Raw genomic sequence first — 26,228 nt, forward strand, 5'->3', positions numbered from 1 at the left:
ACGCTATTCCTTCGGGGTGGCGGGTGCGGATTTGACGCTGGGCTTGAACATCGCCAGCATGCGGTCGGTGACCACGTAGCCGCCGGCGGCGTTGCCGGCGCCGAGCAGCACGCCGACGAAGCCGATCGCCTGGCCGGCGACGGTGTCGGCGTTGAACAGCGCGTGCATCGCGCCGACCACGACGATGCCGTGGATGAAGTTGGAACCGGACATCAGCGGCGTGTGCAGGATCGACGGCACCTTGCCGATCACTTCGTAGCCGGTGAACGCGGCGAGCATGAACACGTACAACGCGATCATCCAGCTCATCGACAGATCGAGATTCATCGCTCAGGACTCCTTGGCGGCGGGTGCAGGCGCAGGCGCGACGGCCTGCGGCGTGGGATGGCAGCGCTGGCCATCGCGGGTCAGCAAGGTGCCGGCCACGACCTCGTCGTCGAAGTCCGGCGCCAGCGCGCCGTCGCGGACCAGCAGCTCGAGCAGGTTCAGCAGGTTCTTCGCATACAGCTCGCTGGCGTGCTGGGCCAGCGCCGAGGGCACGTTGAACGGCGCGACGATGGTCACCGGCCCCACCTCGACGGTCTGCCCGGGCACGCTGCCCTCGCAGTTGCCGCCGCTGTCGGCGGCCAGGTCCACGATCACCGCGCCGGGTTTCATGCCATCGATCTGCGCGCGGTCGATCAGGATCGGCGCGATGCGGCCGGGCACGTTGGCGGTGGTGACGATCATGTCGGCCTGCTGGATGTGCTGGGTCAGCAGCGCGGCGGCCTTGGCCCGTTCCTCTGCAGTGAGCTCGCGCGCATAGCCGCCCTCGCCGCGCGCATCGATGCCGGTGTCGACGAACTTGGCGCCCACCGATTGCGCCTGTTCGCGCGTCTCCGGGCGCACGTCGTAGCCTTCGGTGATCGCGCCGAGCCGGTGCGCGGTGGCCAGCGCCTGCAGGCCGGCCACGCCCAGGCCCATCACCAGCACGCGCGCGGCGCGCAACGAGCCGACCGCGGTGGTCATCATCGGCAGGATCCGCGGCAGATGCACCGCACCCAGCAGCGGCGCGTAGTAGCCGGCCAGCGCGGCTTGGCTGGACAGCACGTCCAGCGCCTGCGCGCGGCTGATCCGCGGCACGGTTTCCATCGCGAACGCGGTGATGCGGCGTTCGCACAGCAACTCCAGCAATCCCGGCGCCTTGGCCGGATACAGCATCGCGACCAGCACGCTGCCCGGACGCATCGCCGCCAGCGTCTGCAGCGACGGCGCCTGCACCGCCAGCACCAGGTCGGCGCCGGCGACGACATCCTGCGCATCGTCGAACACCGCGGCGCCGGCATAGGCCGCATCGGCGAAGCGCGAGGCCACGCCGGCTCCCGCCTGCAGGCGCAGCTGCGCGCCCAGCTTCGCCAGCTTCGGCAGCACCGCCGGCACCATCGCCACGCGGCGCTCGCCGGTTTGCTGTTCCTTCACTACCGCTACGGTGAACGCCATGAGCCAGTGCCTGTCGGTTAGGACAGACACGGTGCGCGTGCGCGCCACCGCCCACATTGATTGCGATCAATTGCGGCCGAGGTATTGGCCTGCGGTACAGGCGCTGGACAAGGCGGCGGCGGCTGTCGGCTATTGGGCTAGCAACGACCGACAGATCGGCTTGCCGCCGCACGCCGGCAGGCGGCTGCGGAGTGAAGCAGTGCATTGTTGCCTTCGGCACGGCGACGTCGGTGACGCGTTGATCGCGGCTCGGCGAACGCGTGCGCAGCGTCGGTCGCGGCGGGATGCCACGCGATGCATCGGCACCGGCCCCGGCCCCGGCAGGCGGCCAGGCATGGGACGGCTCTACTGAAGGGCGCCAGGCTGCGCGCGCAGCGCAACGGCCGGCACCGCGGCTGCGTGAGGATGGCCGGTGTCGATGGTCGCCATAGGATGGCGTGCGTCCTCTGCGAGCTGCTGCCAACGCGCATCCACGATCGTCGCCAACCCCGCCGGACGCTGGTCGAAATGGTGGCCGCCGTGCAGCGCGACGATCTGCGCGCCGCTGTCGCGCAGCTCCGGGCACAGCGTGTCCTTTTCCTGGTCGCCGTACACGCACAGCAGCTGCGCTGGGGCGATGCGCGCGATCTCCGGCAGCACCGGTTGGGCGTCGTCGGCATCGCCCAGGTCCAGCCAGTTGCGCACGCGGATCTGGAAATCGGCCTTGTGGTCGACGCCGAACAACGCCAGCAACCCGACCTGCGCGCGCTGCGCCGGCGGCAGCCGGTTGTACATGAACGGCAGCGCGGTGGCGCCGAAGGAATAGCCGACCAGCAGGATCTTTTGCGGGTGCCAGCGTTGCTGGTAGTAGTCGATGACCCGCCGCAGATCGGCGCTGGACTGCGCCGGCGGCTTGGCATGCCAGAAATAGCGCAGGCTGTCCCAGCCCACCACCGCGATCCCGCGTTGCTGCAGGGCCTCGGCCATGCCCTTGTCGATATCGCGCCAGCCCCCGTCGCCGGACAGCACGATGGCCAGCGGCGCGTCCGGCGTGCGCACCGGCAGCTCGGTCAACGGCAGGTCCTCGAGCGCGCCGCCGCTGGCCGGGGCGTGCAGGTGCGCGGCCACGCGCGCGGCCAGCGCCGCGTCCACGGCGGCGGCGGGTGCCGGCGCGATATCGACGAAGCCTTGCGCGGCGTTGGCTTGCGCGGTGCCGGCGCAGACCTCGGTCGGCGCCGGCGCCACGCCGATCGCGCCGCCCAGGGTCGCCGCCGGCGCGGCGCCGACGATGCGCTCGGCCAGCGTCGCCGCGCGTCCGCTGCCGGCCAGCATCGGCAGGAAATAGCGCTCCCCGTGCAGGTCGCGCTGCAGGCGCCGGCTCAGCTGCTCGGCATCGTGCCAGGCATGGCTGCAACCGCGGCCGGCGCGTTGCAGCCGGGCCTGGTAACGATCGCCGTTGACCGTCGCCACCAGCGCGCCGGTGGCGGCGATGCGCGCGGTCGCCGCCCGGCGCTGCGCCGGCGTGCCGCTGGCGAGCAGGATCACCATGCCCTGCACCGGCCCCGGCGGCTTGGTCAGGACGATGCGGCCATAGCCGCAGCAATGCACGATGCCGGGCGCGAAATAGGCACGCGCGACGGCATAGCCGGCCAGGCCCAGCAGCACGCTGCCCAGCAACCACAACCGCGGGAATTTCATCGACGCACATCCATGTCGGCACAGCCGAACGGGCAGGAATCACGGGAAGGACGAGCGAGGGACTACCGCACACGAACGGACGCAGGTGAGCGACACGGGCCAGGCCCGGATCGACGTTGCGCGGTGCTGGCTCCCTCGGTGGACGCGGGTCGGCTGGGCGGCGTCGACGCCGCGCATGGCTCACCCGGAACGGATCCTGCGCTCGCGACGGGCCGCAAGCAGCGGCACCGCGACGTGGCATCGATGCGGATTGTGCGCAGCGCCGACACACGCCGCAATCGGTTGCCACCTTGATGCTTGCTTGCGGTTAAGCCAATGCGCACCGGTTGCCGGCACCGGCATTCGAGCGGGCCGCGCGCCGCGTTCGCGCAGGCGCGGATGGCTGGGCGCAGTCGCTAGTAGCCGTGCACCGGACGGTGCGCCTTGACCGCCATCACCAGGCCCAGGCCGGCCAGCAGCGACACCGCGGAGGTGCCGCCGTAGCTCATCAGCGGCATCGGTACCCCGACCACCGGCAGCAGCCCGGAGATCATGCCGCCGTTGACCAGCACGTAGACGAAGAACGCCAGCCCGGTGGCGCCGGCGAGCAACCGCGAGAACGTATCGCGCGCCTGCACCGCGATCCACAGGCAGCGCCCGATCACCACCAGGTACAGGGTCAGCACCGTGGCCACGCCGATCCAGCCGAATTCCTCGCTGAGCACGGAGAACGCGAAGTCGGTGGTCTGCTCGGGGATGAAGTTCAGGTGCGACTGCGAGCCCAGGCCCCAGCCCTTGCCGTGCAGGCCGCCGGAGCCGATCGCGATCTTGGATTGGATGATGTTCCAGCCCGCGCCGAGCGCATCGTTCTCCGGATTGAGGAACATCATGATCCGGTCCTTCTGGTAGGGCCGCAGCAGCCACAGCCAGGCCACCGGCGCGGCCGCGGCGACGCCGCCCACCGCGATGCCCACCCACCACCACGGCAGCCCGGCCAGCAGCAGCACGAAACCGCCGCTGGCGGCGATCAGCACGCCGGTGCCGAAGTCCGGCTGCAGCATGATCAGCGCGGTCGGCAGGCCGATGATCACCGCGCTGACCAGCACCGTGGGCAGGCGCGGCGGCAGCGGCACGCGGTGCAGGTACCAGGCCACCATCATCGGCATGCTGATCTTCAGCAACTCGGCCGGCTGCAGGTAGAACACCTTCAGGTCCAGCCACTGCCGGCCGTACTTGCCGGTGCCCAGCGCGAACACCGCCAGCAGCGGCAGCATCGACAGCGCGTAGATCAGCGGCGTCCACGCGCGCAAGCGCAGCGCCGAGACCCGCGACAGGCCCCACATCGCCGCCGCGCCGATCGCGAAGCGGATGCCCTGCGCCAGCATCAGGTGGTTGCCGCCGGACTGGCCGCCGGCGCTCTTGAGCACCGCCAGGCCGATCACCATCAGCGCGCCCAGGGCCAGGCACAGCGGCCAGTCCAGGGTGCGGGCGAAGCGGCCGCCGAGATCGGTCAGCCAGCGCAGGAAATCCTTCATCGTTCGTCCGGAATCTCGTCGGGGATCGGCGGCGGCGCGGCCGGCACCGCCACGCTGGCGGCATCCACCGCGACCGGGCCGACCAGCACCGGCAGCTCGCCGGCGGCCAGCGCCACCGCGTCGGCGGCGGCGCGCGAGCCCGGGTCCTCGGCGTAGTACAGCTCGCTGCCGAACGCGGTGGCGCCGCGCAGGCTGTCCAGCGGCTCGATGCCGGCCGGCAGGCGGCCGAGCAGCCAGGCATCGAAGATCTTGCGCGCGATCGGCGCGGCGGTGCTGGCGCCGTAGCCGCCGCCCTCCACCGCGATGGCCAGCGCGATGGTCGGCTGCTCGGCCGGGGCGAAGCCTTCGAACAGCGAGCGGTGGCGCAGGTGCATCGGCAGGCTGCGCGGATCCACCGCGGCGTTGCCCTTGCGGCTGACCACCTGCGCGGTGCCGGTCTTGCCGGCCATCTGGTACGGCGCGCTCACCGCGATCGCATGGCCGCTGCCGCCCGGACGCATGGTGTCCATCATCCCTTCGCGCACCGCCTGCAGGTTGCCGGGGTTGTCGCTGATCGGCTTGCCTGTGCCGAGCGGCACCGGCGTCCACGGCTGGTCGAACGCGCCGCGCCGCGCCATCACCAGGTGCGGCGTGCGCAGCTGGCCGTCGGCGATGCCCGCCACCGCGCGCACCAGTTGCAGCGGCGTCACCTTCCAGTCGCCCTGGCCGATGGCGATGTTGACCGTGTCGCCGGGGTACCACGCTTCCTTGCGGCTCTTCGCCTTGTACGCCGGCGACGGCACGATGCCGCCGCTCTCGCCGATCAGGTCGATGCCGGTGGGCGCGCCGAAGCCGTAGCGGGTCATGTACTGGTCGACCTTGCCGATGCCCATGTCGATGGCCAGCTTGTAGTAGTAGGTGTTGACCGACTGCGAGATCGACTTGCGCAGGTCGGTCCAGCCGTGCCCGCCGCGGTGCGAGTCGCCCCAGCCGCGGCTGACCCCGGGCAGGTAGAACATGCCGGTGGACAGAATCTTGTCTTCCGGGCGGCGGGTGCCGCTGTCCAGCCCGGCCAGGCCCATGAACGGTTTGATGGTCGAGCCGGGCGCCACCCCGCCCAGCACCAGCCGGTTGAACTGCGGCCGCGACAGGTCGCTGTTGAGCGCCTGGAAATCGGCATGCGAGATGCCGTTGACGAACAGGTTGGGGTCGTAGGACGGCAGGCTGACCATCGCCAGGATCTCGCCGGTGCGCGGGTCGATCGCCACCGCCGAGCCCTGGTAGTCGCCGAACGCGGCGACCATCGCACGCTGCAGATCGGCGTCGATGGACAGGCGCAGGTCGGCGCCGGACTGCGCCGGCACCCGGCCGACGGTGCGGATCGCGCGGCCCTGCACGTTGGTCTCGACCTGCTCGTAGCCGACCTTGCCGCGCAGCGCCTCTTCGTAATAGCGCTCCAGCCCGGACTTGCCGATGTGGGTCAGCGCCGCGTTGCCCTCGCCCAGCGTCTCCAGGTCCTTCTCGTCGATGCGGCCGACGTAGCCGATGATGTGCGCGAACAGCTCGCCGTAGGGGTAGTGCCGGGTCAGGTACGGCTCCAGCTCCACGCCCGGGAAGCGCCAGCGGTCGACCGCGAAGCGCGCGCGCTCCTCCTCGCTGACCCGCAGCTTCAGGGTGATCGGGCGGAAGCTGCGGCTGGCCTTGCGCGCGGCCTGGAAGCGTTCGACGTCCTCCGGCGCCAGCGCGATCACCTTGCCCAGCTCGGCCAGCAGCGCGTCCATGTCGTCGACCTTGTCCGGGGTCACGTCGAGCCGGAACGCGGGCACGTTCTCGGCCAGCAGGCGGCCGTTGCGGTCGTAGATCATGCCGCGCCCCGGCACCACCGGCCGCGGCTTGATCCGGTTGGCGTCCGAGCGCGTGGCGTAGACGTCGTGGTCCAGCACCTGCAGCTTGAAGTACCAGGCGCCCAGCCCGACCAGCGCGATCAGCACGCCGAGGAAGCCCAGCGCCGCGCGGCGCCGGAACTGCTCGGCCTCGGCGTGCGGGTTCTTCTGCGTGCGGCGGGTGGTCAGGGCCACGCTACTTCTTGCTCCGCCGGCCCAGCCGCAGCGCGTCCAGCAGCACGAACAGCGGCGGCCACAGCGCCATGCCCAGCAGCGGCGCCCACCAGTAGTTCCACGGCAACGGCGGCTCGCCCACCGCCAGGTGCACGGCCGCGGCGACGATGCGGTCGTTGACCAGCAGCCCGCCGATCGCCAGCGCCTGCTGCGACATCGGGAAGAAGCGGATGCGCGCGCGGAAGCGCTGCAGGATGAAGCCCAGGATCACCAGCCGCAGCGCCTGTTCGCCCAGCACCCCGCCGTACAGCAGGTCGGCGACCACGCCGATGGCGAAGGCGAAACCGAGCCCGACCGTGTCCGGCGTCTCGATCACCCAGTACGCCACCACCAGCGCCAGGAAATACGGGCGCAGCGGCTGCAGCACCAGCGGCAACGGCAGCAGGCCCAGCACCAGCGCCAGGACCACACTGGCCGGGAGCACCCAGCCTTTGCTGCGGGGGCGGCTCATTGCTGCGTCTCCTGCGGAGACGCCGGGATTGGGGATTCGGGATTCGGGATTGGGGAAGAGCGCGGCTCCTGCGCAGCCGCCGGGACCGGGGACCGGGGACCGGGGACCCGGTCAGGAGCGGAGGTCCGATCGGGTACCGAGCCGGCCGTCGGCGCAGCAGCGGGCGCAGAACCGTGCCCTTGAGCCGGTCCATGCGTCGCATTGCTGTCGCCGTTGCTGCTACCGGGTCCCCGGTCCCCGGTCCCTGGTCCCGATTCTCCCGGCTGCCCCGGTCCCGCTGCCGCGACCGAAGGTCGCAGCAGCAAAACGTCCCGCCCGCGATCCAGCTTCGCCGCCGGCTTCAGGTCGCCGACCAGGAAGGCGTGGGTGTCGTCCGGGCGCAGCGCCGACACGGTGCCGACCGGGAAGCCGGCCGGGAAGCGGCCGCCCAGGCCGGAGGTGACGATCTCGTCGCCGACCTCGACCCCGGCGCTAAGTGGCACGTCGCGCAGTTGCAGGGTGTCGCCGCGGCCGTAGACGATCAGGCGCACGCCGTTGCGCGCCACGGTCACCGGCACCGCGTGGTCGGGGTCGGTCAGCAGCAGCACGGTGGAATGCAGCGGGGTCACCTCGATCACCTGGCCCATCAGGCCGCCGGCGTCGATCACCGCCTGGCCGACGTGCACGCCGTCGCGGCCGCCGGCGTCGAGCACCAGGCGCTGCCGGGTCGGGTCCAGGTCGATGTCCAGGATCGGCGCCAGCTGCACGTCCAGGCCGCGGCGCTCGGCCACGCCGAGCAGCTCGCGCAGCTGCGCGTTGTCCAGCGCCGCGGTCTGCAGCCGGGTCAGGCGCGCCTTGGCGATCAGCAGCTCGTTGCGCAGCGCGCGGTTTTCCCTGACCAGTTGCGCATGGCTGGCGGCGTTCTCCTGCACCTGCGAGCCGAGCCGGCCCGGCAGCCCGGCCAGCGCCCACAGCGGCTGCACCAGCAGGTTGGTCTGGCTGCGCACCTGCTTCAGCCAGCCCGCCTGCGCATCGAGCACGATCAGCACCACCGCCAGGGCCAGGTACGCAAGCAGGCGCGGCGTGCTGGCGGCTTCGCCCGGGCGGGCAGTGACGGGAGGACCGGCGTAGGGAGGCACGGGCTAGAGCCGGGAAGAGAGAAGCGGGAAAAGGGAATCGGAAAACGACAGCGCGCTCCCGGGTCGATCAGGCCGGGGCGCAGGCACGGCAACGGACGGGGAACCGGCAAGGGGATCGGCCCGGACCGGCGCTTCGATTCTCCCCCCACGGTTCCCGGCGCCGGCCATCACTCCGGCGCGAAGAACTCGTTGCCGTGCATGTCCACCAGCTCCAGCGCACGGCCGCCGCCGCGGGCCACGCAGGTCAGCGGGTCGTCGGCGACCTGCACGTGCAGGCCGGTCTCCTCGGAGATCAGCCGGTCCAGGTCGCGCAGCAGCGCGCCGCCGCCGGTCAGCACGATGCCGCGCTCGGCGACGTCGGCGCACAGTTCCGGCGGGGTCTGCTCCAGCGCCAGCTTGACCGCCGAGACGATGCCCGACAGCGGCTCGTGCAGCGCCTCGAGCACCTCGTTGGAGTTGATCTTGATCATCTTCGGCACGCCCTCGGCGAGGTTGCGGCCGGAGATCTCCATCTCCTGCACCTCTTCCTGCGGATAGGCGCAGCCGATCTGCAGCTTGATGCGTTCGGCGGTGGCCTCGCCGATCAGCATGCCGTGGTTGCGGCGCACGTAGTTGGTGATCGACTCGTCGAAGCGGTCGCCGCCGATGCGCACCGACTGCGAGTAGACGATGCCGTTCAGCGAGATCACCGCCACCTCGGTGGTGCCGCCGCCGATGTCGATGACCATCGAGCCGCGCGCCTCGGTGACCGGCATGCCGGCGCCGATCGCCGCGGCCATCGGTTCCTCGATCAGGTACACGTCGCGCGCGCCGGCCTCTTCGGCCGACTCCTTGATCGCGCGGCGCTCGACCTGGGTCGAGCCGGCCGGCACGCACACCAGCACGCGCGGACTCGGGCGCAGGAAGCGCGACTTGTGCACCTTCTTGATGAAGTGCTTCAGCATCGCCTCGGTGTAGGTGAAGTCGGCGATGACGCCGTCCTTCATCGGGCGGATGGTGGTGATGTGGCCCGGGGTGCGGCCGAGCATCTGCTTGGCCTCGGCGCCGACCGCGGCCACCGAACGGGTGCCGCCGATCGCCCGGTCCTGGCGCACCGCGACCACCGACGGTTCGTTCAGCACGATGCCCTGGCCACGCACGTAGATGAGGGTGTTGGCCGTGCCCAGATCGATGGACAGGTCGTTGGAGAACATGCCGCGGAGTTTCTTGAACATCGGGGAATTGAGTCCTGGGGAGTCGCGTGCCGTCGCCGAATGGCGAAAAAATGGGCAGAAACGAAGTCTGCTAGCGTAACAACCCACCTGGGTGCGGGCAAGGAAAATTCTCGCTAAAACCGCGCCTTGCGCGCCCCTCGCAGAGGCGCCGTGCATCGTGCTTCTGGCCCTGCCCGGCCGCAGCCGTTACCCTTTGCGCCGCGGCGACCCCGCACGTCGCCCGCCTGAATGCGGGCTCATCCCTCCGCCAAGGCCTGCCCGATGTCCGTACTGATCTGTGGTTCCCTCGCTTTCGACACCATCATGGTGTTCCCGGACCAGTTCAAGAACCACATCCTGCCGGACAAGGTGCACATCCTGAACGTGTCGTTCCTGGTGCCGCGGATGCGCCGCGAGTTCGGCGGCTGCGCCGGCAACATCGCCTACAACCTGCACCTGCTGGGCGGCGACCCGATCCCGATGGGCACGGTGGGCCAGGACTTCGGCCCGTACCGCGAGCATTTCGAGACGCTGGGCATCGACCTGTCGCGGGTCAAGGTGATCGAGGACCTGTTCACCCCGCAGGCATTCATCACCACCGACCACGACAACAACCAGATCACCGCGTTCCATCCGGGCGCGATGATGCGCAGCTACGAGAACCACGTGCGCGACGTGCCGGGCGTAACCCTGGGCCTGGTCGGCCCGGACGGGCGCGAGGGCATGATCCAGAACGCCGAGGAATTCGCCGCCGCCGGCATCCCGTTCATCTTCGACCCCGGCCAGGCGATGCCGCTGTTCAGCGGCCCGGAACTGCGCACCTTCATCGAGCAGGCCGACTACGTGGTGGTCAACGACTACGAGTCCAACCTGCTGCAGGAGCGCACCGGCTGGAACGAGCAGGACATCGTCTCGCGGGTGCAGGCCTACATCACCACCCAGGGCCCGAAGGGCGCGCTGGTCTATACCCCCGAGAAGACCTACGACATCCCGCCGGCGCACGAGCGCCGCGTGGTCGACCCGACCGGCTGCGGCGACGCGTTCCGCGCCGGCCTGATCTTCGGTATCCAGCGCGGCTGCGACTGGCTGACGATCGGGCGGATGGGCAACCTGATGGGCGCGCTGAAGGTGGAGCACCCGGGCACCCAGAACCAGCGCTTCGATTTCGACGAGTTCAACGACCAGTTCAAGCAGCAGTTCGGGTATGCGTTGTAAGGCCGGGATTGGGGATTCGGGATTGGGGATTCGTTGAGAAGCCGGGATTGGGGATTGGGGATTCGTAAAAGCCGGTCCTGGCGCTTGATTTTCACTAGAACCGCGCATTTGCGCGGTTTTTTTGTTTGGATGGCCGGACCGACCCGCCGCGGGCCACCCGCCCTTGCCAATCCCCAATCCCGAATCCCCAATCCCGGCTTTTGCTGCACTGCGGTTTGAGCATGGGACGGGTTTGTGCGTCACTGGCCGCCTGATCCGGGGTCGGATCGAGGGGCGCACGTGTCGGAGTTGACTGTAGCCAACCTCCTGCAGGCCGCAGCCAAGGCGTCGTCTGTCGCCGAGGCGGAGCCGGCATTGCTGGCGCGGATGCGCCATTTCCGCCAGATCGAACCGCTGCCGCCGGCACTGGCGCGGTCCTGGCAACGCTGCCTGGACGAGTACGGGCTGAACCCGGACGCCACGCCTTCGCCGATGGTCCACGACGGCAGCGGGCTGCGCGAGCGCCAGCAACGGCTGGAGGAAGTGCTGCGCATCGCCAAGGTGGAGATGGAGAACCTCTACGAGCAGATCGCCGGCGGCGGCTACGCGGTGGTGGTCGCCGACGCCGAGGCCACCGTGCTGCACAGCGTGCAGGACCCGGCGCTGCTGCGCGAGTTCCGCCAGACCGGGCTGTTCTGCGGCGCCAGCTGGGCCGAGCGCTACCAGGGCACCAACGGCATTGGCACCTGCGCGGTGGAACGCAGCGCGCTGGGCGTGCACCGCGGCGAGCACTACCTGGTCCGGCACCTGCCGCTGTCGTGCAGCGGCGCGCCGATCCTGGACCCGCACGGCGACCTGCTGGCGGTGCTGGACGCCTCCACCCCCGACGCGCGCGACACCAAGCTGGTGCAGCGCCATACCAGCGCGCTGGTGCGCATGTCGGCGGCGCAGATCGCGCGTTCGTATTTCCTGGAGCAGTACCGGCACGCGTGGATCCTGCGCTTCCACAGCCGCCCGGAATTCGCCGGCCTGCTGCACGAGGCGCTGATGGCGATCGGCGAGGACGGCCGCGTGCTGGCGGTCAACGAAGCGGCGCTGGAACAGCTCGGCAAGGGCGAGCGCGGGCTGCTGGTCGGGCGCGACATTTCGCAGGTGATGCAGCTGGACTTCGACACGGTGGAGCAGCGCGCGCGCAACGAGGCCAGCACGCTGTGGTCGATCCGCTGCGCCTGCCACGGGCGCCGCTTCTTCGCCCTGGCGCAGCCGCCGCGCCGCGACGCGGCCGCTGGCCGCGCGCACGCCGCCAGCGCCGACAGCGGCGAGGCCGTGTATGCGCGCGAGCACGTCGGCTCCGATCCGCGCATGCGCCACAACCTGGACAACGCGCTGAAGCTGGCCGCGCATCGCGTGTCGATCCTGCTGTGCGGCGCCACCGGCACCGGCAAGGAAGAATTCGCCAAGGCGGTGCACCGCAGCTCGCCGTGGGCGGCGCGGCCGTTCGTGGCGGTGAACTGCGCGGCGATCCCGGAAGCGCTGATCGAGAGCGAGCTGTTCGGCTACGCACGCGGCGCCTTCACCGATGCCGCGCGCGAGGGCCGCCACGGCAAGCTGCTGCAGGCCAGTGGCGGCACCCTGTTCCTGGACGAGATCGGCGACATGCCGCTGCCGCTGCAGACGCGGCTGCTGCGCGTGCTGGAAGAACAGAGCGTGACCCCGCTGGGCAGCGACCGGGCGATGCCGCTGGAACTGCACGTGATCAGCGCCAGCCACCGCGACCTGGGGCAGATGGTGGCCGTCGGCGAGTTCCGCGAGGACCTGTACTACCGCCTCAACGGCGTGGTGCTGCACCTGCCGCCGTTGCGCGAACGCAGCGACAAGGCCGAACTGATCCGCACCCTGCTGCGCGAGGAGAGCGGCGAGCGCCACGTGCGGATCAGCGAGGACGCGCTGCACAAGCTGCTCAGCTACGCCTGGCCGGGCAACCTGCGGCAGCTGCGCAACGTGCTGCGCACCGCCGCGGTGCTGTGCGCCGACGGCATGATCCGCATCTCCAACCTGCCGCAGGAAATCGTCGACGCCGACAGCGGCCCGTGCCTGGTCAACGGCGACGCGGTCGCCGCCGACGACATGCCCGGCCGCGCCGCCCTGGACAGCGCCGAACGCAGCGTGCTGCAGCAGCAATTGGAACGGCACCGCTGGAACGTCAGCCGCACCGCCGACGCGCTCGGCATCAGCCGCAACACCCTGTACCGCAAGCTGCGCAAGCATGGGTTGGCGACGGTCTGAGTTCCAAGCGCAACAGCCGATCGGTCATGCCATCCCTGTAGGAGCGGCTTCAGCCGCGACCCCGAAGTCGGATGCCCTCCAGCTTCGGGGTCGCGGCTGAAGCCGCTCCTACAGAAAAGCCGTCGCCCGATGCAGGAATGAAAGAGCCAGCGCTTTGTACGGCGATGTCCATCCGCCGTTTGCGACACCCCACCCGCACCGTTTTTTTTAGGAGGGCTTCAGTCCCGACTGTCACCGAAGCCGAAGGCTATCCGGCTTCGATGTCGCGACTGAAGTCGCTCCCACAACAGCCGTGGCCTGGCGATGCGCGTCCGCGGTCAGCGGAATCGCCCGTCCCGTCCTAGAGAACCGCCAGCGCAAGCCAACTTAGCATCGGCGATCAAAGAGCCGGCGCTCGCCGATGCGATGTCATTCGAACCGTTGGCAATCTCTATCCGCACTCCGCTTTTTGTGGGAGGGACTTCAGTCCCGACGACCACCGAAGCCGGAGGCTGTCCGGCTTCGGTGTCGCGGCTGAAGCCGCTCCTACAATAATGCGGGGCCTGGCGGGTAGCAGTCAGCGTGGCGGGCCACCAGTGGCGGCTTCGCTCGCGTGTTCCACAGCGCCGAGCACCGCGGCAGGCAGCGCGCGCCTCCTAGAACCGCCAGCGCAAGCCCACCTGGTACTGGCGTGGCGCGCCGGGGGCGACGAAGCGCGAGGGGCCGTCCTCGACCGCGGCGTCCTGCGGGCGCGCCAGCGCGCCGTCGGGAAACAGGTCCTCGGCGATCGCCGCATAGGTCTCGTAGCGGCGGTCGAACAGGTTGTTGACCCGCAGGTACAGCGACAGGCCCTCGGCGATCTGCCAGGTCCCGTGCACGTCGATCAACGCGTAGCCGCCGGTGGACAGGTCGTGGCGCGCCGCATCCTCACCGTCCTCGGCATTCTCTGCCAGCCCGTCCTCGTTGCCGCTGGCCACGCGCCGCGAGAACGCGCGCAGATCCGCGCCCAGTGCCAGTTGCGCCAGCGCCTGCCATTCCAGGCCCAGCTTCAGCGTGTTGCGCGGCAGGCCGGCGATGCGCATGCCCGGATGCAGGTCGATGGTGCGTTCGCCCGATTGCAGCTCGCCGTCGCTGCGGTAGGTCGCATCCAGGTAGCTGTAGCCGGCGAACCAGCGCAGCGCGCCGCTGCTGGCGCGGTAGCTCAGGTCCGCGCCCTGGTAGCGGGTGCGGTCGACGTTGTCGAAGTAGCCAAGCTGGGTGTTCGGCGCGCGCAGGAACAGGATGTCGTCGCGGTTGTCGGCGCGGTACAGCGAGGCGTTGAAGGCCTGGTCCGGCGACGGGTTCCAGCGCAGTCCCACTTCGTAGGTGCGCGAGACGATCTGCTCCAGGCGCGGATCGGCCTGCAGCCCGGTCGGCAGCCGGCAGGGTCGTGCCGGATCGGCGCAGCCCAGTTCGATCGCGGTCGGCGCGCGGCTGTTCTGCGAGGCCGAGGCGAAGGCGGTGAAGCCGCCGCCCAGGCGCTGGGTGATGCCCAGCGACGGGTTGGCCTTGGCGAACACGAAGCGCTCGCGCGGCAGCGCGCCATCCTCGGCGGTGGACAGCACGTTGCTGACCTCGACCCGGTTCCAGCGCAACGCCGCGGTCACGTGCGTGGCCTCGGCGACTTCCCAGGTATCGGCGGCGAACACGCCCAGCGTGCTGCTGCGGCCGCTGACCCCGGAAAAGAATTCGCGCTCCTCGTCGGGATCGGCGGCGACGGAGCGGTCGTCCTGCACGAAACCCTCCTGTTCGTACTGCCGGTAACGCACCCGGTTGCGGTCGTAGGTGGCGCCGACGCTGAGCGCATGCGCGCCGGCCTGGTGGCTGAAGTTCAGCGCCACGCCTTCGGCGCGCTGGCGCATCTGCGTGGTGTTGAGCACGCCGCTGTGCAGCGCATCGGCCTCGGCGCGCGGCACCTCGCAGTCGTCGTCCAGCGGCGTGCCGTCGGCGGCGTAGCCGTCGGCGCATTCCTCGACGAATTCCTCGTAGTCCTCGTTGATGTCGCCGTTGACCGTGTTGCGGCGGCCTTCGCGGTAATACGCCAGCAGGTGCAGCGCGGTGTCCGCGTCGAAGCGATGGTCCATCTGCGCGGTCAGCAGCGTGTTGCGATTGCGGGTCAGGTCCGGCGAGGTGTAGACCGCCTCGCGGTCGGCTTCGTACAGCCCCGGCTCGACACCCTCGTCGGTGTAGCGGCCGCTGGGCAGCAGGCCGTTTCCGATCAGGCGGCTGCGCCCGTGCAGCAGCGACACGTCCCAGTCGGTGCGCTCGCCCTGCCGCCCCACTTTGCCGAACACGGTGCCCAGGCGGCCTTCGGAGGCGTCGCGCCAGCCGTCCTCGTCGAAGCCGGTGACCGCGACGAAGGCATGCAGGCCGTCGCGGCCGGCGTAGCCGTAGGAGGCATCCAGGCGCTTGCGCGCGCCGCTGCCGAACGACAGGTCGGCGCGCAGGCCGGGCGCGGTCAGGCCCGACTGGGTGGTGAACGCCAGCGCGCCGCCGAGCGTGTTCGGCCCGAACAACGGATTGGAACCGGGCATCAGCGCGACGCTGCGGATCGCCGCCTCCGGCATCATGTCCCAGCTGACGATGTCGGCAAACGGCTCGTTCATGCGCACCCCGTCCAGGTACACCGACACGCCCTGCGAGGCGCCCGGCAGCGCAGAGGCGCGGAAGCCGCGGAAGGTGAGATCGGTCTGGAACGGACTGCCCTGCACTTCGTTGGTGTCCACGCCGTTCATCTGCCGCAGCATGAAATCGGTGAGGTTGCCGGCCTGGCTGCGCGCGATGTCGTCGGCGTTGGCGGTCTGCACCGTGTACGGCAGGTGGTCGGCGTCGATCAGCGTGCCGGGGATCGGCGTGGCGGTGACCTCGACCCGGTCCAGCGCGGTGATCTGCGCATCGCCGGCGTTGACCGTGGTCTGCGCGCCGGCCGGCGCGGTGGCCAGGGCGACCGCGGCGGCGACGGCCAATGCGAGCGCGCTCGCCTGCGGGGTGGTGCGTCCGTTGTGTCTGCGCATGCCTGCTCCTTGGTTTCAGTAAAGTACGACCGACTTGATGCCCCGGCCCTCGCGGATCGCATCGAAGGCGCGGTTGATGTCCTGCAGCGGCAGCGTCTCGCTGATCAGCTCGTCGATGCGGATCTCGCCGGCCAGGTAGCGCTCGACGTAGGCCGGCAGTTCGCTGCGGCCCTTGACCCCGCCGAACGCGCTGCCGCGCCAGGCGCGGCCGGTGACCAGCTGCAGCGGCCGCGTGCTGATCTCCTGCGCGCTCGGCGCCACCCCCAGGATGATGCTCTCGCCCCAGCCCTTGTGGCAGCACTCCAGCGCCGCGCGCATCGCGCGCACGTCGCCCACGCATTCGAAACTGTGATCAGCGCCGCCGTCGGTGAGGTCGACGATCACCTGCTGCACCGGCGCGCCGAAATCCTTCGGGTCCAGGCAATCGGTGGCGCCCAGCGCGCGCGCCAGCTCGAACTTGTCGCGGTTGATGTCGACCACGATGATGCGCCCGGCGCGCGCCATCACCGCGCCCTGCACCACCGACAGGCCGATGCCGCCGAGCCCGAACACCGCCACGCTGTCGCCGGGCCGCACCCGCGCGGTGTTGAGCACCGCGCCGATGCCGGTGGTGACCGTGCAGCCGAGCAGGCACACCTTGTCCAGCGGCGCGGACGGATGGATCTTGGCCACCGCGATTTCCGGCAGCACGGTGTACTCGGCGAAGGTGCTGGTGCCCATGTAGTGCAGGATCGGCCGCCCGCGATGCGAGAAGCGGCTGCTGCCGTCGGGCATCAGCCCGCGGTCCTGGCTGGCGCGGATCGCCTGGCACAGGTTGGTGCGGCCGGAACGGCAGAACTTGCACACCCCGCATTCGGGCATGTACAGCGGGATCACGTGATCGCCGGGGCGCACGCTGCTCACGCCGATGCCGACTTCCTCGACCACGCCGGCGCCTTCCTGGCCCAGGATCACCGGGAACGCGGCATCGGGATCGGCGCCGGACAGGGTGCTGGCGTCGCTGTGGCACACGCCGCTGGCGACCATGCGCACCAGCACCTCGCCGGCCTTGGGCGGCTGCAGGTCCACCTCCTCGATGGCCAGCGGCTGGTTCGCCGCCCAGGCGACCGCGGCTCGCGTCTTCATTCAGCTCTCCCCGACATCCTGCTGCCGCGCCGCATGCGTCCCTCGCCTCACCGCGCGATGACCACACCCCAGGGCATCTCGCCCACTGCGATCTGCTTGATCTCCTTCATCGTCGTCGTGTCGATGACGCTCACGCTGTTGGAGCGGCCATTGGCCACGTACAGCTTCTTGCCGTCGGCGGTGAGCGCCGGATTCCACGGCCGCTGCCCGACCGGGATCTCGGCCAGGGTGCTGCGCGCCGCCGGATCGATCACGCTGACCGTGCCGGCGCCGCCGTTGGACGCGTAGACGCGGCTGCCGTCGTGCGAGATGGTCACCCCGGCGGTGCGCTGCCCGGCCGGAATGCTGGCCACGCGCCGCCGCGCGACCAGGTCGACCACGTCGACCACGTGGGCCGACTCCTGCGCCACGTACACGGTGTTGCCGTCCGGCGCGAACGCCATGCCGCGCGGATGGCCGCTGGTGGCGATGACGCCGGTGGACTTGCCGGCCTTCAGGTCGATCACGTCGAGGTCGTCGGAGCCTTCGTTGCTGGTCAGCAACAGCGCGCCGTCGGGGCTGTACACGCAATGTTCCGGCGCCTGCCCCTGGGTGGCGATGCGCGCGCCGATCGCGAAACTGGCCGGATCGATCAGCATCACCTGATTCTGCCCTTCCACGCACACCGCGAACTGCTCGCCGTTCGGCGACACGGCGATGCCCTCGGCGTTCTCGCCGATGTCCACGCTGCGCAGTATGCGGTCCTGCGCGGTATCCAGTTCCAGCAACCGGTGGCCCTGCGCGTCGATCACGTACAGGTGCCCGGCCGGCCCGGGCAGGATCTGCTGCAGGCGCTTGCCGAGCTGGCCCTGCGCGGACAGCGTGCGCAGCACCACGTCGGTGCCGGTGTCGATCACCGAGATGGTGCCGGCGCGCTGGTTCGGCACGTAGGCCAGCGCGGCCGCCGGCGGTGCGGGCGGCTTGGCCGCGGCGCTGTCGGCGGCGGGCGCCGGCGCGCGCTGGCAGGCCGCACCGGCCGACAGCAGCGCCAGCGCAGCGATGCCCAGCATGCGTCGTGCCGCTGACCTCATGGAGCCGCGCCCGCGGTCTTGTTGATCGAGTGGATGAAGGCCAGCAGCTTTTCGGTGTCGCCCTCTTTGAGCACCGGCGCGAACGGCGGCATCTGCCCGACCACCTTCTCATGGCCGACCCGGACCTTGCCGTGCGCGGTCATGCCGGCGGTGCCTTCGTCGATCAGCGCGCGCAGCGTGTCGTCGTCGTGGCCGTAGACCCACACGTCGTTGGTCAGCGGCGGGCACATGCCGCCGCCGCCGGTGCCGCCGTGGCAGGCGCTGCAGCCGGCCGACATGAAGATCTTCTTGCCTTCGGCGGCCAGCTCCGGGGTCACCTTCACCGGCGGGCCCTTCGGAATCGGGGTGACTGCCGCCGGCGGCGGGGTCGCGGCGGCGGCCGCCGGCGCAGCGGCCGGGGCGGTGTTGGACGCAGGTGCGGCCGCGGGGGCGGCCGACGCGGCGGCAGGCGCAGCGGCGGCGGGCGCGGAAGGCGGGGCATCCTTGCCGCAGGCGGCCAGGACCAGGGTCAACGCGAACAGGGACAGGGACAGCAGCTTCGGCACGACGGAACGGCGGACGACGGCATTGCGCATGGGGAAAGAACCTTTGCGGGACGGACTGTGGGGACGTAAACGCCGCGGCTGCGGCGCGAGCAGGAAGAGCGTGGCGATCATTGCGTGCGTCGGTGTTCGGCCTCCGTCAGCAATTGCGCCAGCGACGCATCGCCGCGCTGCTGCGCCAGCGCCGCCGGGGTCTTGCCGTCGGCGTCGCGGGTCGCGGCATTGGCGCCGGCGGCGAGCAGGCGGCGGGTGGCGTCCTCGCGGCCGGCGGCGGCGGCCAGCATCAACGGGGTGACGCCGGCGCGGTTGGCCCGGTCGGCCTCGGCGCCGCGCGCCAGCAGGGCGTCGAGCATCTTGGGGTCGTTGCGCGCCACCGCGAACATCACCGGGGTGAACCCGGCCGGATTGCTGCGGCGCACGTTGGCGCCGGCGCCGAGCAAGGCCTGCACCAGTTCGACATCGGCGTAGGAGATCGCCAGGTCGAGCGCGGTCCAGCCGTCCTTGGACACCACGTCGACCTTGGCCCGGCGCGCCAGCAACTGTTCGGTGCTCTGCGCATCGTTGGACCAGGCCGCCTTCATCAACGGCGTCCACCCGTTGCCGTCGCGGGTCTCCACATTGGCGCCCGCGGCCAGCAACTCGCCGACCAGCGCCGGCGCCTGGTTGCGGATCGCCTGGTGCAGCGGCGGCTCGCCCAGCAGGTTGGGCCGGTCGGCGCTGGCGCCGTGGCGCAGCAGCCAGGCCACGCGCACGCCATCGCCGGCGTCGAGCGCATGCGCCAGTTCCTGATTGGGATCGGCGCCGTCGGCGATGCGCAGCTGCAGTTGCGCCAGCATCGCCGAGGAGGTCTGCGGGCTCGGTGCCGGGGCATCGGTGGCAGGCGTGGCGTAGCTGCCGTGCGAGCGCAGGTCGCCGTTGACGACGCACTCGGCGCAGGCCACCAGCGGCACGTGGTACTCGCGCAGGATCGCGTCGATCTTGCCGGCGCTGCGTTGCATCGCCTCGTTCAGCGCGTCGCGCAGCGCCGCGTTCTTGCGCGACACCGCCCACGCCATCGAATACTCGAGCACTTCGTCGTCGATGACGTTCAGCGGCACCATGCCCAGGCCGCCGCGCGCGGCGTAGTAGCCGGCGACCGGGCCCCAGGATTCGGCGGCGTCGAGTTGCCCGCCGGCGACGCGTTCGGCCAGCTTGCCGGGATGCTCTTCCGGCGCCGTCGACGAATCGTAGAACAGGTACTGCACGTCGCCGGTCACGCCGTGGTCGTACAGCGCCTGCCGCGCCGGCGAACTCTGGAACACGCCGATCTTCAGTTTCTTCAGCGCCGGATCGTCCAGCGACGTCGGCTGCAGCGCCAGGCCCTTGCGGGTCACCAGCACATAGGTGGAGCGGTACAGCGGACGCGTGGGCAGGCCCATCTCGAAGTCGCTGTTCATGTCCATCAGCACGTCGCAACGCCCGGCGTTGATCGTGCTGCGCGCCAACCCACGTTGATAGTAGGTGCGCCACTCGTATTGCAGGCGTCGGCCCATCGCCTCGGCGAGGACCTGCGCGATCTTGTTCTGGAAGCCTTCGCCTGCGCGATTGGACAACGGCATGTTGCCCGGATCGGCACAGACCCGCAGCACCGCCGCATCGGCGGCGATCGCGGTGGCGGGCGTTTCCGCCGCCGGCTTGGCGGCCGCGGTGGAGGCGGCCTCAGGAACGCGAGCCGTCGCGGACGACGGCTCGCGCGTGCAACCTGCGGCGACGAGTCCGAGGCTGCAAAGCAGCAACACGGCGCGCGCGCCCTGGTGCAGGTGCCGCGAGACGCGTGCCTTGCGGCACGCGTTCGCAGCATGGGCGCGTGGCCGCCGACTCATCGCGCGGTCTTGGCCGCGGCGGCCGGCGCTCCGCCCGCCGCCGCGGTGGCGGGAGCGGTCGGGGTGATGGTCTTGCCGGTGCCGTCGATGCGGAAGGTATGCACCATGCCGCCCAACGGGATCTTGTCGAAGCCGTTGCTGAAGGCCAGCCCGGCCGCGCCCAGCGCACCGTACGGATCGCCCGGGTCCAGGCCGCCGGCGATCGGCAGACCGATCCAGCCGCCGATGCCGGAGAACACCGCCACGTACTGGTGGCCATTGGCCTTGTAGGCGATCGGGTTGCCGATGATGCCGGAAGGCAACTTCATCTCCCACAGCTTCTTGCCGGTGTCCTTGTCCACCGCGCGGAACCAGCCGTCGAGCGTGCCGTAGAACACCAGCCCGCCGTCGGTGACCAGGGTGCCGCTCCACACCGGGAACTTCTCCTTGATCTCCCACTTGGACTTGCCGTTGACCACGTCGAACGCCTTGACGATGCCCAGCGCGCCGGGCTCGTTCGGCTTCATCATCACGTTGGCGAACACGTACGGCAGGCCCATCATGGTGTTGCCGCGCTCCTGCGGCTCCAGCTCCATGTGCCAGTTGTTGGTGCCGCAGAAGAACACCGCCGAATCGGCCGGATCCACCGAGCAAGGCTGCTGGTCCTTGCCGCCCATCGCCGACGGGAACGCCTGCACCTTCTTGCCGCGTTCCAGCGGCGAATGCGCGGCGACCTTGATCGGACGCCCGGTCTTCATGTCGATGCTCTCGGCCCAGTTGGCCGGCACGAACTTGTGCGCGCGCAGCAGGGTGCCGTCGCGGCGGTCGAGCACGTAGGCGAAGCCGTTGCGGTCGAACTGCACCACCGAGGGGACCTGCTTGCCGTCGATGGTCAGGTCGACCAGGATCGGCTCGTTGATGCCGTCGTAGTCCCACTGGTCGAACGGCGTCTTCTGATAGCCCCACACCGCCTCGCCGGTATCGATCTTGCGCGCGAACAGGGTCATCGACCACTTGTTGTCGTGTTCGCCGTTGTTGCACTCTTCCTGCGTGGTCTTGCCGCAGCGGTACGACGGGCTCCACAGGCCGGGATTACCGGTGCCGTAATAGACCAGCTTCAGCTTCGGATCGTAGCTGTACCAGCCCCACGCCGCGCCGCCGCCGCGCTTCCATTCCTCGTTGGGGAAGGTCTTGATGCCCAGGTCGCCGAGCTGGCCGTGCTGCGGATTGGCCTTGTTGAAGTCCGCGCCCAGGCAGATCGCCTTGTCGCTGCCGGCGGCGTCGCACGACCACACCTGCTTGCCATCGGCCAGCGAGTACGCGGCGACGCGGCCGAGCACGCCGAACTCGTTGCCGCTGATGCCGGCGACGACCTTACCGTCGGCGATGATCGGCGCCATGGTGATGGTCTCGCCCTTGTCCGGGTGCGCCATCTTCTGCTTCCACACTTCCTTGCCGGTCTTGGCATCGAGCGCGATCACGTCGCCGCTGAGGCTGCCGAACACCAGCTTGCCGTCGGCATAGGACGCGCCGCGGTTGACCGTGTCGCAGCACGCCACCGCCACCGAGCGCTCGTCCTGTTGCGGGGTGTATTTCCACAGCACCTTGCCGCCGTCTTCCTGCGCCGCCAGGTCGATCGCGAACACGTTGTTCGGATACGCGCTGACCATGTACATGATGTTGCCGATCACCAGCGGCTGGCCTTCGTGGCCGCGGGTGGCGTCGGTCTTCATTTCCCACGACATCTTCAGGTTCTTGACGTTGTCGCGGTTGATCTCGGCCAGCGGGCTGTGCCGGGTCAGCGCGAAATCGCGACCGATGCCGCCCCAGTTGTCGGGATTGCTGACGTTGTTGGCGAACTCGGTGTCGGTGTCGGCCACCGCAGCGGGCGCGGCAGCGGCCGGTTGCTGTGCTGCGGGCGCGGCAGGCGCCGCAGCCTCTTCCTGCTTCTTGCAACCGGCCAGCACCAGCGCGGTGGCCAGCGCGAGCAGCGTCCAGGTGCGGGTACGACATGGATGACTGTGCATCGTTCTACTCCCCTCGTTGAAGTGCCGTGGCGCTTGCCGTCAAACGGCTGGCGCGGCGGGATGCGGAAACATCGCGAGAAAGAGAGCAATCGACGTGCCAGCGCGCTGCTGCACTGCGGCATCCTTACGCCTCAAGCATCGGCTGTGGCGTCAACGCAGGCGCACTCTTGCCCCGCGCCCGCGCTGTATCAGGAACGGCACACTCTGTGCCACGCGCTTGTATCGCCGTTGGCGCAACCGGGTGCGGAGCGTCCGCCAAAGCGACAGCGACCGGCGCGACTGGAAGAAGGCAGGCCGGGCTCCGCCCCGATCGGTGACCGGGCTACCGGTGCGCATGGCGCGACGGCTATTTGCTGTCCGAGGTGCCGTTCAACCAGCACAGCGGCCATGGCGGCAACAGCGAGTCCGAGTATCCAGCGCTGGAGGCGCAGTACCTGGCCGACCTCGGCCCACACTCGCAACCGCTGGCGGCGAGCCAGCATCCGTTCCGGTGGCGCACGTGCGCCGCTACACGCAACTGGTGTTCAACATCAGCGCCTATGCACGGTACCGATGCGCCTCTGGCTCCATGCAGGATTTGAGCAACACTATTGCACCACGAGGATTGCTGGATCTGCAGCGTCGCAGAATCCCAGCGCAGGACGGCAACCGCCGCGTCCGCAGCCGCATGCTCTTGCTCTTGCTGTTGCTGTTGCTGTTGCTGTTGCTGTTGCTCTTGCTGTTGCTCTTGCTGTTGCTTTGGACTTTCGGGGTCCCTTACGCAGCGGCGAATAGGCCGGGAAAAACCCCGAAGGGGCGGCGCACATGGATGTGCGCCGTTCGCGGCAGGGGCAGGATGCCCCTTCCGCGAATCCCGGCCTATTCGCGGACCCGGAGCGCGCAGCGCGGAGGGCGCGGAGGCGGGGTGTGCTTTCTTTTGGTTACTTTTCTTTGCACAAGCAAAGAAAAGTAACTCGCCGTAAGGCGAAAAGCTTTGCTTTGCCTTTTGCTTTTGCCTCCCACTACGGCGGTGGTGGCAGTAGAACCAGAAGATTCAGAGATAGCGATTCGCCAAGCGACGCATGCGCACAGGAAACCGGATCTGTATGGCAGAGGCAACAACCGCAACTGGCAAGCTTTCACTGTGTGGGAGGGACTTCAGTCCCGACGGGGCTTCACCGATAAAGCGTCGGGACTGAAGTCCCTCCCACAGAGAGACGCCCTACGCGGCAGCGTCCTGCCACCACGCCAGCAGCGCAGCGCAATCGGCGAAATGCAGATCGGCCAGCGCCGGCCACGGATTGTCCGGATGCAACAGCACCGTCGTCGCCCCCGCGGCGCGACCGCACTGCAGGTCGTACGCATGATCGCCGACCATCGCCAGCGTGTGCGGCGCCACACCCCAGTGCGCGGCCAGCTGCTGCAGGCCGCCCGGATGCGGCTTGGGCGGCGCTTCGTCGCGGCCCAGGACGGCTACGTCCTCGAACAGGTGGTCGACCCCGATTTCCTGAAGGGTCAGGTGCGCCAGTTCCTGCGCGTTGCGGGTCAGCACCGCCAGTCGGCATCCGGCAGCGTGCAGCGCCTGCAGCAACGCCGGCGCGCCGGGTGCGGCGATCGCGGCAGTGGCCAGCGCGCGCTCGTGCTCCAGCAGCCAAGCGTGCTTGGACGCGCGCTGCGTGGCCGGCAATGCCTCCAGGTGCTGCAGGATGTCGGCTTGCGCCGGGATCTGCAGCTCGCGGCGGATCAGCGCGAAATCGTGCACGGCCAGCGTCAGCGTGCCGTCCATGTCGAACACCCAGTGCCGCACCTGGCGCAGCGCCGCAGCGTGCGCGGCGGCACCCTCGCCCATCGCGCTCAGTCCCATCCCGGCATCTGCGATCCGTCCAGGCCGCCGGTCTCGAACACCGCGGTGCGGGTGCCGCCGGCCTTCACCGGGAATTCGATCTGCAGCACCGTGGTCTTGCGCGCCAGCTTCCACAGCGCCTTGTGGTCGGTGATGAACATCGCGATCGCCTCGTCGGTGTTCGGGCGCCACGCCGCGGCCGCGCGCGGCGCCGCGTCGTCGGCCTTCAGCTGCACCTTGCAGCCGCCGGCGCAGCGGAAATCGCCGGCCTGCAGCACCAGGTAGGCGCTGCGCTTCCACTCCGGATGATCGCGGAACACCAGTTGCACCGGCTTGGGGCCGCTGCCGTCCACGTCGACCTTGTCGCGGCTGTACAGCATCGCCGAGCGCTGCGTGCCCTTGCCGGCCGGCACCTGCGAATATTCCCAGGCGGCCTGCATGCGCCGCAGTTCGCGCGCCGCCTCGCCCTTGGCCTTGACCTCGGCATAGTCGGGTTGGATGCGCTCTGCCGCGTCCGAACCGGGATACTGCTCCAGCAGCGCCGCACCATGGATCCGCGCCAGGTCCCAGTTGCCGGATTTCACCGCGGCGTCGTACTGCTTGGCCAGGTCGTCGGCGGCCTGTTGCTTGGCCTGCGCCTCGGCCGCGGCCTGCGCCTTGCGCTCGGCCTCGTGGTCGCCGCAACCGGCCAGGGCGACGGCGCACAGCGCGCCGAGCAGAATGCGTTTCATCGGGGAACTCCTCGTTGGATCAAGTCATCGATCGCCTGTGCGACCTCGGCCGGTTTCTCGACGATGGACATGTGGCCGCTGCCGTCGAGCAACACCTGCAGCGCCTGCGGCACGCGCTCGGCGTACAGCGCCAGCGCGCTTGCATCGATCACCGCATCCTGCACGCAGTTCAGCAGCAGCGCCGGCTGGCGGATCTGCGCCGCTTCGTCGAACGGCAGGAAGGCTTCGTCGCTGCGGCCGATCCGCGCCAGCACCTGCTGTTCGAAGTCGGCCTCGCTGCGCCGCCAGGCGACGATCGAGGACACCGCCCAGGACGGGATGCGCGGCTTGCTCGGCTCCAGCAGGAACACCGTGTCGATGTAGCGGCGCAGCGAGTCGGCGTCGTACACCGCGAACGGATTGTCGCCGTCCAGCACCGCCTGGCCGAAGGCGTTGTCGGAAAAGCGCACGCCGGCGGCATTGAGCAATCCGACGCGGTCGAACAGCGCGGGATGGCGCGCGGCGGCGAGCGCGGCGATGCCGCCGCCCATCGAGTGCCCGACCAGCACGCAGTCGCTGCCCGCACGGCGCACGCACTGCGCGGCGAACGCGGCCACGCGCTCGGCCTGCGCGGCGAAGCCGTAGTCCTCGCCGTCGATGCGCTGGCTCTCGGCCCAGCCGGGCAGATCGGGAATGAACAGGTGATAGCGCGTGCCGAGCGCGCGCGCCAGCGGCAGCCAGTTCTCCTTGCTGCCGGTGAAGCCGTGCACCAGCAGCAGCGTCGGCGCGGCGGGATCGGCCGCGGCGCGGTGCAGATAGGTCCAACGATGCCCGGCGACCTGCGCCTGGTGGCGCTGCAGGCCGCTGCCGCTGCGCAGGCGCAGGCTTTCCAGGCGCACCAGCAGGAACGGCTTGCGGCGCACCGCGAACAGCGCGCACAGCAGCAACGCCAGCAGCACGGTCGCGGCGAGCGCCAGCAACAGCAGCAACACCATCATCAGCAACATGCAGGAGCCGGGAACCGTAAACGTGCCATGCGCCTACCTTCGCA

General features: G+C 70.0%; 19 protein-coding genes. 2 read left to right on the top strand and 17 right to left on the bottom strand.

The features are described from left to right. Positions 1-3: 3 nt before the first annotated feature. From NUG20_RS17885 to NUG20_RS17920, 8 genes are all read right to left on the bottom strand, one after another. Complete coding sequence (locus NUG20_RS17885; RefSeq protein WP_263395769.1) at positions 4-327, bottom strand: NAD(P) transhydrogenase subunit alpha part 2; 324 nt, start codon at positions 325-327, stop codon at positions 4-6. Between the two features lie 3 nt (positions 328-330). Further along, positions 331-1,479, bottom strand: coding sequence for an NAD(P) transhydrogenase subunit alpha (locus NUG20_RS17890; RefSeq protein ID WP_263395770.1), 1,149 nt, complete (start codon positions 1,477-1,479; stop codon positions 331-333). A gap of 345 nt (positions 1,480-1,824) precedes the next feature. Then, entirely contained in the window at positions 1,825-3,156 is a 1,332-nt protein-coding gene (locus NUG20_RS17895) for a virulence factor family protein (RefSeq protein WP_263395771.1), read from the bottom strand. A 395-nt stretch (positions 3,157-3,551) separates the two neighbouring features. Continuing rightward, a complete protein-coding gene (rodA, locus tag NUG20_RS17900) occupies positions 3,552-4,670 on the bottom strand; it encodes a rod shape-determining protein RodA (protein WP_263395772.1) in 1,119 nt (372 codons plus the stop codon). Next, a complete protein-coding gene (gene mrdA, locus NUG20_RS17905) occupies positions 4,667-6,727 on the bottom strand; it encodes a penicillin-binding protein 2 (RefSeq protein WP_263395773.1) in 2,061 nt (686 codons plus the stop codon). The genes rodA and mrdA overlap by 4 nt, the downstream gene beginning before the upstream one ends. Before the next feature lies 1 nt (position 6,728). After that, on the bottom strand, positions 6,729-7,217 hold the full coding sequence (mreD, locus tag NUG20_RS17910) for a rod shape-determining protein MreD (protein WP_263395774.1): 489 nt from the start codon (positions 7,215-7,217) through the stop codon (positions 6,729-6,731). Next, positions 7,214-8,335 (bottom strand): rod shape-determining protein MreC, encoded by a 1,122-nt coding sequence (mreC, locus tag NUG20_RS17915; protein ID WP_263395775.1) that lies wholly within the window; start codon positions 8,333-8,335, stop codon positions 7,214-7,216. The genes mreD and mreC overlap by 4 nt, the downstream gene beginning before the upstream one ends. A gap of 167 nt (positions 8,336-8,502) precedes the next feature. Continuing rightward, on the bottom strand, positions 8,503-9,549 hold the full coding sequence (locus NUG20_RS17920) for a rod shape-determining protein (protein WP_003465837.1): 1,047 nt from the start codon (positions 9,547-9,549) through the stop codon (positions 8,503-8,505). 261 nt (positions 9,550-9,810) lie between these two features. Between NUG20_RS17920 and NUG20_RS17925 the strand changes: the two genes are divergently transcribed. Together NUG20_RS17925 and NUG20_RS17930 are read left to right on the top strand one after the other, a co-directional pair. Next, on the top strand, positions 9,811-10,743 hold the full coding sequence (locus NUG20_RS17925; RefSeq protein WP_263395776.1) for a carbohydrate kinase family protein: 933 nt from the start codon (positions 9,811-9,813) through the stop codon (positions 10,741-10,743). A gap of 279 nt (positions 10,744-11,022) precedes the next feature. After that, positions 11,023-13,008, top strand: coding sequence for a sigma-54-dependent Fis family transcriptional regulator (locus NUG20_RS17930; protein WP_263395777.1), 1,986 nt, complete (start codon positions 11,023-11,025; stop codon positions 13,006-13,008). A gap of 635 nt (positions 13,009-13,643) precedes the next feature. On the opposite strand, the gene NUG20_RS17935 is transcribed toward NUG20_RS17930, so the two are convergent. From NUG20_RS17935 to NUG20_RS17975, 9 genes are all read right to left on the bottom strand, one after another. Then, on the bottom strand, positions 13,644-16,040 hold the full coding sequence (locus NUG20_RS17935) for a TonB-dependent receptor (protein ID WP_263395778.1): 2,397 nt from the start codon (positions 16,038-16,040) through the stop codon (positions 13,644-13,646). Between the two features lie 15 nt (positions 16,041-16,055). Further along, complete coding sequence (locus NUG20_RS17940; protein WP_263395779.1) at positions 16,056-17,165, bottom strand: S-(hydroxymethyl)glutathione dehydrogenase/class III alcohol dehydrogenase; 1,110 nt, start codon at positions 17,163-17,165, stop codon at positions 16,056-16,058. Positions 17,166-17,212: 47 nt separating this feature from the next. After that, entirely contained in the window at positions 17,213-18,235 is a 1,023-nt protein-coding gene (locus NUG20_RS17945; protein ID WP_263395781.1) for a beta-propeller fold lactonase family protein, read from the bottom strand. Further along, positions 18,232-18,810, bottom strand: a complete 579-nt coding sequence (locus tag NUG20_RS17950) for a c-type cytochrome (RefSeq protein WP_263398524.1) — start codon at positions 18,808-18,810, stop codon at positions 18,232-18,234. Before NUG20_RS17950 ends, NUG20_RS17945 begins: the two co-directional genes overlap by 4 nt. Positions 18,811-18,887: 77 nt before the next feature. Further along, positions 18,888-20,639: a quinoprotein dehydrogenase-associated putative ABC transporter substrate-binding protein gene (locus tag NUG20_RS17955; RefSeq protein ID WP_263395782.1), complete on the bottom strand. Its 1,752-nt coding sequence runs from the start codon at positions 20,637-20,639 to the stop codon at positions 18,888-18,890. After that, the gene (locus tag NUG20_RS17960) at positions 20,636-22,645 is read right to left on the bottom strand and encodes a methanol/ethanol family PQQ-dependent dehydrogenase (protein WP_263395783.1); all 2,010 of its coding nucleotides are present in this window, start codon (positions 22,643-22,645) and stop codon (positions 20,636-20,638) included. The genes NUG20_RS17955 and NUG20_RS17960 overlap by 4 nt, the downstream gene beginning before the upstream one ends. A 1,201-nt stretch (positions 22,646-23,846) precedes the next feature. Further along, a complete protein-coding gene (locus NUG20_RS17965) occupies positions 23,847-24,488 on the bottom strand; it encodes an HAD family hydrolase (RefSeq protein WP_263395784.1) in 642 nt (213 codons plus the stop codon). Further along, on the bottom strand, positions 24,479-25,198 hold the full coding sequence (locus tag NUG20_RS17970) for an outer membrane protein assembly factor BamD (RefSeq protein WP_263395785.1): 720 nt from the start codon (positions 25,196-25,198) through the stop codon (positions 24,479-24,481). Before NUG20_RS17970 ends, NUG20_RS17965 begins: the two co-directional genes overlap by 10 nt. Next, positions 25,195-26,184 (bottom strand): alpha/beta fold hydrolase, encoded by a 990-nt coding sequence (locus NUG20_RS17975; RefSeq protein WP_263395786.1) that lies wholly within the window; start codon positions 26,182-26,184, stop codon positions 25,195-25,197. Before NUG20_RS17975 ends, NUG20_RS17970 begins: the two co-directional genes overlap by 4 nt. Positions 26,185-26,228: the final 44 nt, after the last annotated feature.

Origin of the sequence: Xanthomonas sp. CFBP 8443 (genome assembly GCF_025666195.1) — a bacterium.
Classification (GTDB): domain Bacteria; phylum Pseudomonadota; class Gammaproteobacteria; order Xanthomonadales; family Xanthomonadaceae; genus Xanthomonas_A.

What these genes read in the sequence shown, in the direction of transcription:
- NUG20_RS17925 (WP_263395776.1), top strand. Translation starts at nt 9,811, where the DNA reads ATGTCCGTACTGATCTGTGGTTCCCTCGCTTTCGACACCATCATGGTG.
- NUG20_RS17920 (WP_003465837.1), bottom strand. Translation starts at nt 9,549, where the DNA reads ATGTTCAAGAAACTCCGCGGCATGTTCTCCAACGACCTGTCCATCGAT.
- NUG20_RS17935 (WP_263395778.1), bottom strand. Translation starts at nt 16,040, where the DNA reads ATGCGCAGACACAACGGACGCACCACCCCGCAGGCGAGCGCGCTCGCA.
- NUG20_RS17885 (WP_263395769.1), bottom strand. Translation starts at nt 327, where the DNA reads ATGAATCTCGATCTGTCGATGAGCTGGATGATCGCGTTGTACGTGTTC.
- rodA (WP_263395772.1), bottom strand. Translation starts at nt 4,670, where the DNA reads ATGAAGGATTTCCTGCGCTGGCTGACCGATCTCGGCGGCCGCTTCGCC.
- NUG20_RS17940 (WP_263395779.1), bottom strand. Translation starts at nt 17,165, where the DNA reads ATGAAGACGCGAGCCGCGGTCGCCTGGGCGGCGAACCAGCCGCTGGCC.
- NUG20_RS17975 (WP_263395786.1), bottom strand. Translation starts at nt 26,184, where the DNA reads ATGTTGCTGATGATGGTGTTGCTGCTGTTGCTGGCGCTCGCCGCGACC.
- NUG20_RS17950 (WP_263398524.1), bottom strand. Translation starts at nt 18,810, where the DNA reads ATGCGCAATGCCGTCGTCCGCCGTTCCGTCGTGCCGAAGCTGCTGTCC.
- NUG20_RS17955 (WP_263395782.1), bottom strand. Translation starts at nt 20,639, where the DNA reads ATGAGTCGGCGGCCACGCGCCCATGCTGCGAACGCGTGCCGCAAGGCA.
- NUG20_RS17895 (WP_263395771.1), bottom strand. Translation starts at nt 3,156, where the DNA reads ATGAAATTCCCGCGGTTGTGGTTGCTGGGCAGCGTGCTGCTGGGCCTG.
- NUG20_RS17890 (WP_263395770.1), bottom strand. Translation starts at nt 1,479, where the DNA reads ATGGCGTTCACCGTAGCGGTAGTGAAGGAACAGCAAACCGGCGAGCGC.
- NUG20_RS17960 (WP_263395783.1), bottom strand. Translation starts at nt 22,645, where the DNA reads ATGCACAGTCATCCATGTCGTACCCGCACCTGGACGCTGCTCGCGCTG.
- NUG20_RS17970 (WP_263395785.1), bottom strand. Translation starts at nt 25,198, where the DNA reads ATGAAACGCATTCTGCTCGGCGCGCTGTGCGCCGTCGCCCTGGCCGGT.
- mreD (WP_263395774.1), bottom strand. Translation starts at nt 7,217, where the DNA reads ATGAGCCGCCCCCGCAGCAAAGGCTGGGTGCTCCCGGCCAGTGTGGTC.
- NUG20_RS17945 (WP_263395781.1), bottom strand. Translation starts at nt 18,235, where the DNA reads ATGAGGTCAGCGGCACGACGCATGCTGGGCATCGCTGCGCTGGCGCTG.
- NUG20_RS17965 (WP_263395784.1), bottom strand. Translation starts at nt 24,488, where the DNA reads ATGGGACTGAGCGCGATGGGCGAGGGTGCCGCCGCGCACGCTGCGGCG.